7 protein-coding genes and 1 pseudogene are annotated in these 8,524 nt (G+C 39.5%); 1 reads left to right on the forward strand and 7 read right to left on the reverse strand.

The features are described from left to right. Nucleotides 1-15: 15 nt before the first annotated feature. From ccoP to BM736_RS23535, 7 genes are all read right to left on the reverse strand, one after another. Nucleotides 16-1,482 (reverse strand): cytochrome-c oxidase, cbb3-type subunit III, encoded by a 1,467-nt coding sequence (ccoP, locus tag BM736_RS23510; RefSeq protein ID WP_076416721.1) that lies wholly within the window; start codon nucleotides 1,480-1,482, stop codon nucleotides 16-18. Continuing rightward, nucleotides 1,482-2,099 (reverse strand): cbb3-type cytochrome c oxidase subunit II, encoded by a 618-nt coding sequence (locus BM736_RS23515; protein WP_076416722.1) that lies wholly within the window; start codon nucleotides 2,097-2,099, stop codon nucleotides 1,482-1,484. Before BM736_RS23515 ends, ccoP begins: the two co-directional genes overlap by 1 nt. Next, nucleotides 2,099-3,496, reverse strand: coding sequence for a cbb3-type cytochrome c oxidase subunit I (locus BM736_RS23520; RefSeq protein ID WP_076416723.1), 1,398 nt, complete (start codon nucleotides 3,494-3,496; stop codon nucleotides 2,099-2,101). Before BM736_RS23520 ends, BM736_RS23515 begins: the two co-directional genes overlap by 1 nt. 704 nt (nucleotides 3,497-4,200) lie before the next feature. Next, nucleotides 4,201-6,114 (reverse strand): HD domain-containing phosphohydrolase, encoded by a 1,914-nt coding sequence (locus BM736_RS23525; RefSeq protein ID WP_076416724.1) that lies wholly within the window; start codon nucleotides 6,112-6,114, stop codon nucleotides 4,201-4,203. 423 nt (nucleotides 6,115-6,537) lie between these two features. After that, nucleotides 6,538-7,509, reverse strand: a complete 972-nt coding sequence (locus BM736_RS23530; protein ID WP_076416725.1) for a serine hydrolase — start codon at nucleotides 7,507-7,509, stop codon at nucleotides 6,538-6,540. 6 nt (nucleotides 7,510-7,515) lie between these two features. Further along, on the reverse strand, nucleotides 7,516-7,650 hold the full coding sequence (locus BM736_RS25495; RefSeq protein WP_256718001.1) for a hypothetical protein: 135 nt from the start codon (nucleotides 7,648-7,650) through the stop codon (nucleotides 7,516-7,518). A 141-nt stretch (nucleotides 7,651-7,791) separates the two neighbouring features. Continuing rightward, on the reverse strand, nucleotides 7,792-8,211 hold the full coding sequence (locus BM736_RS23535; protein WP_076416726.1) for a DMP19 family protein: 420 nt from the start codon (nucleotides 8,209-8,211) through the stop codon (nucleotides 7,792-7,794). Nucleotides 8,212-8,336: 125 nt separating this feature from the next. Here BM736_RS23535 and BM736_RS23540 point away from each other — a divergent pair. Then, a pseudogene (locus BM736_RS23540) lies at nucleotides 8,337-8,524 on the forward strand (IS110 family transposase); the annotation flags it as partial.

Consider the following 8,524-nt stretch of genomic DNA (forward strand, 5'->3'; position numbering starts at 1 on the left):
AAACCCGCTCACAGATTAGTTAATTTCTGATAAATATTTCGATAACGATTTAATTTCATCATCTGTAAGCTTTATCACGACGTTTTGCATCATTTGACCTTGATCGCCCGATCTAGCACCTGTTCTCCAGTCGACTAATTGCTTCTCTAAATAGTCAGAAGATTGACCTGCCAATCTCGGAAATGATGGGCTCCCCTCTGTTATTTGCCCATGACAAGTCGCACAAGCTGGGAGCGCACGTTGCATATCACCTTGGAATATGAGGCGTTCAGTAGGATCGATAATCAGCCCATCTTCAGATTTATCTGGGCTTATCTCACTTATTTCTGGTGAATCTAATGAGCTAAAATAGCTGGCAGCAAGCTGCATATCTTCAACCTTCAAGTTAGCAACCATATTTTGCATTGAAGTATTTTGTCTTGTGCCTGATAGAAACAAGTTCAATTGATTATAGATATAAGCCTCTTTCAAACCGGCTAATTTAGGTGCCCCTGGCACACCGCCAAGGCCATCGACTCCATGACAGCCCACACAAGTGGTTAACGCTGCAGGCAGTGGTTTTTCATTTCTAGAGAAAATATATGTCTTCGGTTTCATAAACCCGATGTTTTCTTGTGGTTCATTTTGCAGAGAGACGATATATGAGGTTAAAGACAATATTTGATTTCGAGTCAGTCGCTCAGCAAAAGCTGGCATTGTGTTGCTCATACCATTCTCAATGACTCGCTGAATATCACCTTTGGTTGAACCATGAAGCCAGATATTATTTGTTAAGTTAGGTGCACCTATGCCCTGTGTCCCTTGGGCATCTTTTCCGTGACATGATGAGCAATTGGCATCAAAAAGATCATTACTTTTAAATGCTCCTTGATTTAGCTGAGAAACATACTGCGTGAGCTCATCTATCTCATCACCGCTTAATACCTCTTTCCAAGCAGGCATTTTGCCGTGACGGCCATTATATATAGTCGTATAAATATCTTGAGGTGAACCACCGTATAACCAGTCTTTATCCACTAAGTTTGGATAGTTATACTGCCCTGTTGCATCAAGGCCATGGCAAGCTGAACAATTATCACCAAATATGGCTTTACCTTCCTGTATAACAAGAGGCTGTTTTTGTAAGAGCGTGAACGTTTCCTCATCAGTATGAGCGTTGATTGCACCATTAATATCATTGTTAATATCAACAGCTTTCGCTACATAAGCGTCATCGTCCTGTGTCCAGCCAACAAAACCTTTCCAGGAAGCTAAACTTGGATATAAAAGGACATAAACAATGGCGCCTATAAATGCAATAAGATAGGCCGCAAAGAAAACTTTAGGAATAGGTGCATCTTTTTCATCTATCCCATCAAAGTGCTCAATTGTTTTATTACTATCTGCAGTTTTATTTTTTTTAAACTGCGAATAAATAACGGCGACCATGATAAAAAAGAAGATAATCGATAGTACGCTAGATAATATTTTTGTGGATTCCATTATTTTAAATCTCCAGCTTTTTCCTGTGTATCCACACCAAGGCTCATTAAATATGCAACAAGTGCATCACCCTTCGTTTTTCCCTCAACTTTCTTTACTGAGTTTTCAATTTGAGTATCTGTATATGGAACGCCTAGTTTTTTCATCGCTTTCATTGAAGCAATAACTTGACTACCGTTAATCTCTTTTTCAAAAAGCCACGGATATTGAGGCATAATTGAAGCTGGAACAACTGCTTGAGGGTTTATTAAATGCTGCTTGTGCCAGCCTTCAGTGTACTTCAACCCAATATTAGTTAGATCTGGCCCCGTTCTTTGTGAACTCCACAAAAAGTTAAACTCATAAACATCATCTTCCATTTTATTAGGACGGCCATACCTTTTTCTTTCCGGCTCCAAGTTTCTTACCATCTGGGTATGACACGCCACACAGCCTTCAGCCATATAAACATCTCGGCCTGCTAACTCTAAGGCGTTATATGGTTTAGCCGTTGTGATCTCCTTAAGATCATTGGTAAAGAAAAAACCTGGAAAAACCCATACAAAGAATGAAAACAAAACAACAACTGTTGTAATAGTAATGAATGCTTTTACAGATTTAGATATTGAATTTTCCATTAACAACCTCCTTTAACCATTTCTTTTTGCGGATTATTGATAGTCATGATTAGGTTGTAAATCATCACCAACATACCTGAGATAAACAGCGCACCACCAATTGCACGCCCAAGCATATAAGGTTCAATAAATTGTAAAATATCGACAAATGTATAAGTGAGAGACCCTGAATCAGTGAGACTTAACGATTTAATGCCTTGACCTATACCACCAATCCAAAGTGCAACGACATAAAAAGTGATACCTAAATGAGCTAGCACAAAATGCACCTTAACTAGACCATATGAGTAGAGTTCTTTTTTATATAACTGAGGAATGAAATAGTAGAAAGTCGCGATACACGTCATAGCAACCCAACCGAGTGCCCCTGAGTGAACGTGTCCTATAACCCAACTTGTATTGTGCGCTATCGTATTGAACGCTCTGATAGCCATCAGAGGGCCTTCAAATGTTGCTAATGCATAATAGGCAATTGACGATAAGAAAAACCATACAACGGGATTTTTTTTCATCTCCTCTTTATTGGATGTACAAGTCATCCAAGCGTTAAATGCGCCAGCCCATGAAGGGATCCACAACAGAAGAGACATCACTATGCCAATATTTTGAATCCAAGTTGGCACGGATGTACCAATTAAATGGTGTGTACCAGCCCAAGTATAAAAACCAATTAATCCCCAAAAGGTAATTAATGAAAGTCGATATGAATAAATGGGTCTATTCACTAACTTTGGAATAAAGTAATAGTTGGTACCTACAAAGCCAGCAGTTAATAAAAAGCCGACTGCATTATGTCCCCACCACCATTGTACAAGCGCATCACTCGCACCAGAAAATATTGAGTAACCTTTGAATCCATAAACTGGAATGGATAAATTATTCACCAAATAGATGAGTGCTATGACAATAATAACCCCACCACTAAACCAGTTTGAAACAAATATGTGCTTTGTTTTTCTTTTAGCTAACGTCCCAAAAAATATATAGCCAAACGTTACCCAGAGAACAACAATAGCGATATCAATAGGCCATTCAAATTCGGCATACTCTTTTGTTGATGTATAACCTAAGGCAATTGACATGAGGCCTATTATTAATGTTATCTGCCACCCCCAGAACAAAAACCAAGATAAACCTTTGGATATTAGATTTACCAATGATGTTTTTGCCACAATATACAGCGACATACCTATAATAAAATTACATACCAATCCATAAATGACCCCATTTGTATGCAGCGGTCTTATTTTTCCGAAGTTAATATACTCATTGGCAAAATTTAATTGCGGCAAGTATAGCTGTATAGCCGCCATTAACCCTATACACATAGCTACTACCCCCCAAGCGATGGAGGCAATAACAAATGCTTTAACTATTCTTTCTTCATTTTCATACATGAGTATGTTCTCTATTTACAACGTTTAATAAGATGTGATTAGTGTTCAAGTAAAACTTGTGCCCCAAGATAGGTATTTAAAATCAACTGCAGCTTCAACCATTGTCCTTCTTCACTCGTGGTTTAATATCCGTCAGCATTAAATCTCTCCGCATTTCATACCCAAAATGAATATAGGTTCATTACAGAAGGTGACCTAAAAAAAGAAACTGACATTAACCAAGAGTGATATGTTTAGCGGCGTAAGCCACTGCAAGCCAATAGAGGCAAATAATAGACAACAGAGAGGTTTTTAATTAATAAAAACCCACTAATTCAAATAAATAGAATCTATAACCACCTCTTTTCAGTGAGAAGAGTATATACTCCCCTGCAGGTTAAAAAAATTAAAATCAAGTTAACCTAACACTCAATAAAATTGAACTTGGATAGAATAAAAAAATCACCAAAATGGGGCTAAGCCGAGTCTCACATGGCTTTTTCTTAGGCGGGGTATAAAAGCTTCTCACTTAATCTCTTTAGTCGAGAGTAGAATTGGTATCAGCAAGAGTGACTTATGGTGGGTGGTGTACTTTTATTTTGAACAAGGGCTATTATTTTGAACAAGGGTATAGGAGTCACTACCATTTATTGAGGGTGGCACTGTTAAATAGCAATCGAGTTCATTGCAGGGCTCAGAGTTAACGAAAGCTCAGTGTTATATTTTCAAAGATGTTGGGAGTTAAGCTCATGTTGAATCGCATCGGCAATATGACGCCAATTGAGTTCCCCAATCGGTAACTGCTCGCTGTCTACAACTATGATGCGGCTCTCACCAGAGTGCTCTAATAAAGACTTCGCCTCACATACAGATGCGTTGTGCGGCAGACACAAAAACTGATGTGCCATTATCTGATGGACTCTTTTGTTCATTAAGCTTCTATCTGATTGACGCTCAGCAGCGGTATCGAGCAGAGGACTGATCCAATGCTCAATCAAGATTTGCGTCACGATGCCGACTACTTTTTTATGCTCTTCATTGAGTACCACCGCACAACCTATAGGTTCGTGATGATTGTCGACCAGCTCAACGAGCTCACTTAATGTATGAAACTCTTCTATGATCAACACAGGATCAAGGGTTAGCATAGAGATATGATCAACCCGCTTTTTATCCTTAGCTAAGATATCAAGACATAAATCAACAATTTCAGGGTCAAACTCCACCCCCTTACCTCTGAGGAGCACCTCGGTTAACTTTCTCATTCCCAGAGAAGGACGATAAGGACGATGAGATAAAATAGAATCTGATACATCCGCCACGGCAATAATTTTAGCCTCCAAGCAGATTTTGTCAGCGGTTAACCCATAGGGGTAACCAGATCCATCTAGGCGTTCATGGTGTTGAATAATCATCTCTCGTATCGGCCATGGAAAGGTCATCCCGTCGAACACTTCTGCACCACGTATTGTATGTTGCTTGATAAGAGAGAACTCTTCATGAGTCAATGTTGAAGGCTTATTGAGGATCTGCGTGGGGATCGAGAGTTTACCGAGATCATGTACCAATGCGCCCATCTTTAACCCTTCTAATTGGAATGCAGATAAGCCTAATTGCTCACCGATCAAGTAACTGAGCTGCGACACTGATTTTTGATGCCCTGCGGTGTAGGCATCCTTTAACTCCACCGCCTCAGAGATAGCATTCAGCATATTCGCCATCCCTTGGTTGATCTGCTCTCTTTGATGTTTAATGATCTTTTGCTGGCGTGCGACGGCCCGCATGGTCTTAGGAAACTCAATCGAATGCCACAAAATTGTCGCAAAAATAAGTAACGCCTTGGCATCGGCTTCATTGTAAGGCAATGCACGGTTTGCAACGCCTACCACTCCGACAATATGTCCCCGATAGATCACTGGGACACAGATAGAGTTGGTTAAGATTACCGATGGCGTGAGCACGGTAGCGCAGGGGTGATCGTTCACCACATCAATATCTTTGGTTGCAATACAACGTGTCCACAACGACGATATTGATGAAGATATAGGGAGCCATTTGTGCTCTAGCTTGAGGGCCTTTGCTTCATGGGTGACACAGGCTTCTAAGCGGATCTTCTCCGCTTTATCATTAAGCAGATAACAAAACCCTACCCCACTGTTCGATAACTCTTTAGCCTTCAACGCAGCAACATGATAGATATCCGCTTCTTTAGTCGTCATGATCTCTTGAATATCAGATAGCCACTCATGACTGGATTGCACGGCATTTAAGTAATTGGGATTATTGTCAGGTAAATTAAACTTCGACAGATCGTTTATCGATGCGTTAACCACCCAGCACTCAACTCGTTTAGTAAACCTTAAGCTGACGAGGAGTTTTACACCCTCAATGACTTGTGATCCGTTCACTTCAAATTGGGTCTGGTCGCGGTACTGCTCAGCGTTGTCCTGGTCAAAAAAGTTGAAAAAATCACTTAAGTTCGCATTGATGATCTCTGAATAAGGGCTAGCCAGTAATGTATAGAGGTTGGCACTGAGTTTTAATAGGGTAAAGGATTCAGAAGTCAGCGCCCAATAGGGGGACAACTCCTCAGGCAGCTGAGCGTTGGAAAGAAATTGGTGGTTTGCTTGAGTATTCATCCTTGAACCTATTGTATCTAACTAGCCATTAAATTCGATTATAGACCATGGTGAAAAATATCGACGAGAATAACTCAAAGTTACTTGATTAAAATCAATCACTTTTAAAATAATTTAGAATTTAACTACTACTCAAAAAAATAGTGCCAGCTATTACTAATTAATGATGTTTATTGTGTGTGGTGCTGTTATTTAGAAGGGATAGTGTGTTCAGCTTGGTTCAAATTGACGCGGGGAATCATACCAACGGCGCCTTAAGCGGTGAGTAGTTACTGGCTTAAATGTGTAGTGAAGCGAAACCGAGAAAACTGTTTGCAGTCCTGCTTTAAATGCAGGTTATATATTTAACGCTACACAATATCGAAGTTTCAGTTCGTCGCTCACAGCAGTCTACCTTTAGCCTGTTTAGATTATTCGTTTGTATTATTCAAACGACGATCGACTTCTTTGCATGCTATCGACACCCAGTGCTATCTCTTTTAGTTCAAAGGTTAAAGTACGTATTGGGAACCTCCGTACGTTTGCCAGAATAATCACAGTAAGTTGGTCGTCAGTATATCGATGCAAATTTGATGAAAAACCATCCATTGAGCCGCCGTGACGGGTCAATGTTCCAAATTCATTATGCTCGCCACTTCGTTGATATTCTCGGATTCTAAAACCATAACCATAATAACCAAGCGCTTTGCTTTCTCCATTAAACATCAGGTCAATACTTTGTTGCGACAAGAAGCTTGGTGTATAGAGAGCTTGATCCCACTTGAGTAAGTCATCCACAGTTGAGTAAATATCGCCTGAGCCGAGCGCATAGGAAACAATATTTTCATCTCTATTGATGCCAAATACACTTTTTCGATAACCATTAGCACGATTTTTTGGTGGATTAGCAATACGCTCAACACCAGATTGCTGCATATCAAGTGGCGCAAAAACTAATGTGTGCATTGCCTCTGCGTAGCTTTTACCCGTGACATTTTCAATGATGAGTGCAAGAAGGTGATAATTAAGGTTCCCGTATTCGTACTGTGTTCCTGGTTTAAATGATTGTTCAGACGTATTGATAATACTGAGAATTTCACTTGAGGTAACATCTTTCTCTTCAAAGCTTGCAAGGTGCTCTAAGTGGCGTGTTAACCCAGATTGATGCTTAAGTAAGTGGTGCAAGGTAACCCCGCTTGCCAGTTTACTATCAAGCTTTGGAATATATGTGGTAATAGGAGCATGTAAAGTAAGTTTGTTTTGTTCCACCAATCGCATTACAGCAACCGCGGTTAACGATTTAGTCATTGAGCCAATAAGAAACTGATGATGCGTTGTATTAGGCATTTCATTTTCAATATCTGCATAGCCATAAGCTTTCTTAAATAAAACCTTACCTTGTTTAGCAAGCAGCACTGCACCTTAAAAGTTTTCTTCTTCAACATAATCCTGAATATGCTGGTTTAGTTTATCACCGACCGTTGTGAGTGGCTTTCCGTAGGCTAAGGGGTGTAAAAAGAGCATTAGCGCAATACTTGTAACCAACGATTTAATCATAACATTTCCTTTTTTGAGCTGGTTATTTCTATCCCTGTGAAGCAATGATACAGACAAAATATAACGCCCGTATAATGGGCAAAATATAGTTGGCTAAAATAAGCGACGCAGAAGCAAAAGCCAACTGTGTTTTGTCTTGCTTTAACGACTTGTTATATGAATTTGCCACATTTTTAAATGGCGGTTTTCTTCTAACTCGTAAAATTTGTTATCTAGCTCTTCCCATGTAGAAGCAGCTTGAAATTCAATTTTTCTTAATTGTTCCCAGCGCTTCTCTTGGTCTATCTCAGGCTTTGAGTTGGGGAAGAATGAAATTGCTTTTTGGACAATTTTAGCAGTATCTATTGCACCCAATTTAATCAGATATTCAACAGCATGCATTGAAAAATCACCAGATGAATTATAAAAAAACTGATCGAAGCCACCGTTATATACTTCTCGTTCGATATCATTAACTACACAAAAGATTCGCTCAATTTCTGTTAATGATTCCCATCCTGTCGTATGAGCTTTTGAAGTTGCGTCAATTCCCGCTTCTAATGCCCAATCATCGTAATCCACTGAACGTTCCTAATTATATAGACATAATGACTCCCCACTAAAGATGCTGATCTCCAATCAATCGTGGGTTAGCTGAAAGCCAGAGCCATAATAGTTTTGTTAAAGAAACTAAATCGGAGATCAGCATGAATAAACATAACATACTTTTTATTGGCCTTGATACACATAAAGAATTTGTAGAAGTTGCTTATATTGAAGATCAAAGAGGAGCGCAAGCGGTTCATTTTGGACGAATTTCAAGTGCGAAAGCCTCTATCACTAAACTGGCTAGACAGTTTCAATCTAAGTACCCAGAAGCAACCTTACACTTTGT

Origin of the sequence: Shewanella sp. UCD-KL12, assembly GCF_001957125.1 — a bacterium.
Classification (GTDB): Bacteria; Pseudomonadota; Gammaproteobacteria; order Enterobacterales; family Shewanellaceae; genus Shewanella.

Excerpts from the sequence above, each read along its gene's own strand:
- ccoP (WP_076416721.1), bottom strand. The coding sequence starts at position 1,482 with ATGGAATCCACAAAAATATTATCTAGCGTACTATCGATTATCTTCTTT.
- BM736_RS23515 (WP_076416722.1), bottom strand. The coding sequence starts at position 2,099 with ATGGAAAATTCAATATCTAAATCTGTAAAAGCATTCATTACTATTACA.
- BM736_RS23520 (WP_076416723.1), bottom strand. The coding sequence starts at position 3,496 with ATGTATGAAAATGAAGAAAGAATAGTTAAAGCATTTGTTATTGCCTCC.
- BM736_RS23525 (WP_076416724.1), bottom strand. The coding sequence starts at position 6,114 with ATGAATACTCAAGCAAACCACCAATTTCTTTCCAACGCTCAGCTGCCT.
- BM736_RS25495 (WP_256718001.1), bottom strand. The coding sequence starts at position 7,650 with ATGATTAAATCGTTGGTTACAAGTATTGCGCTAATGCTCTTTTTACAC.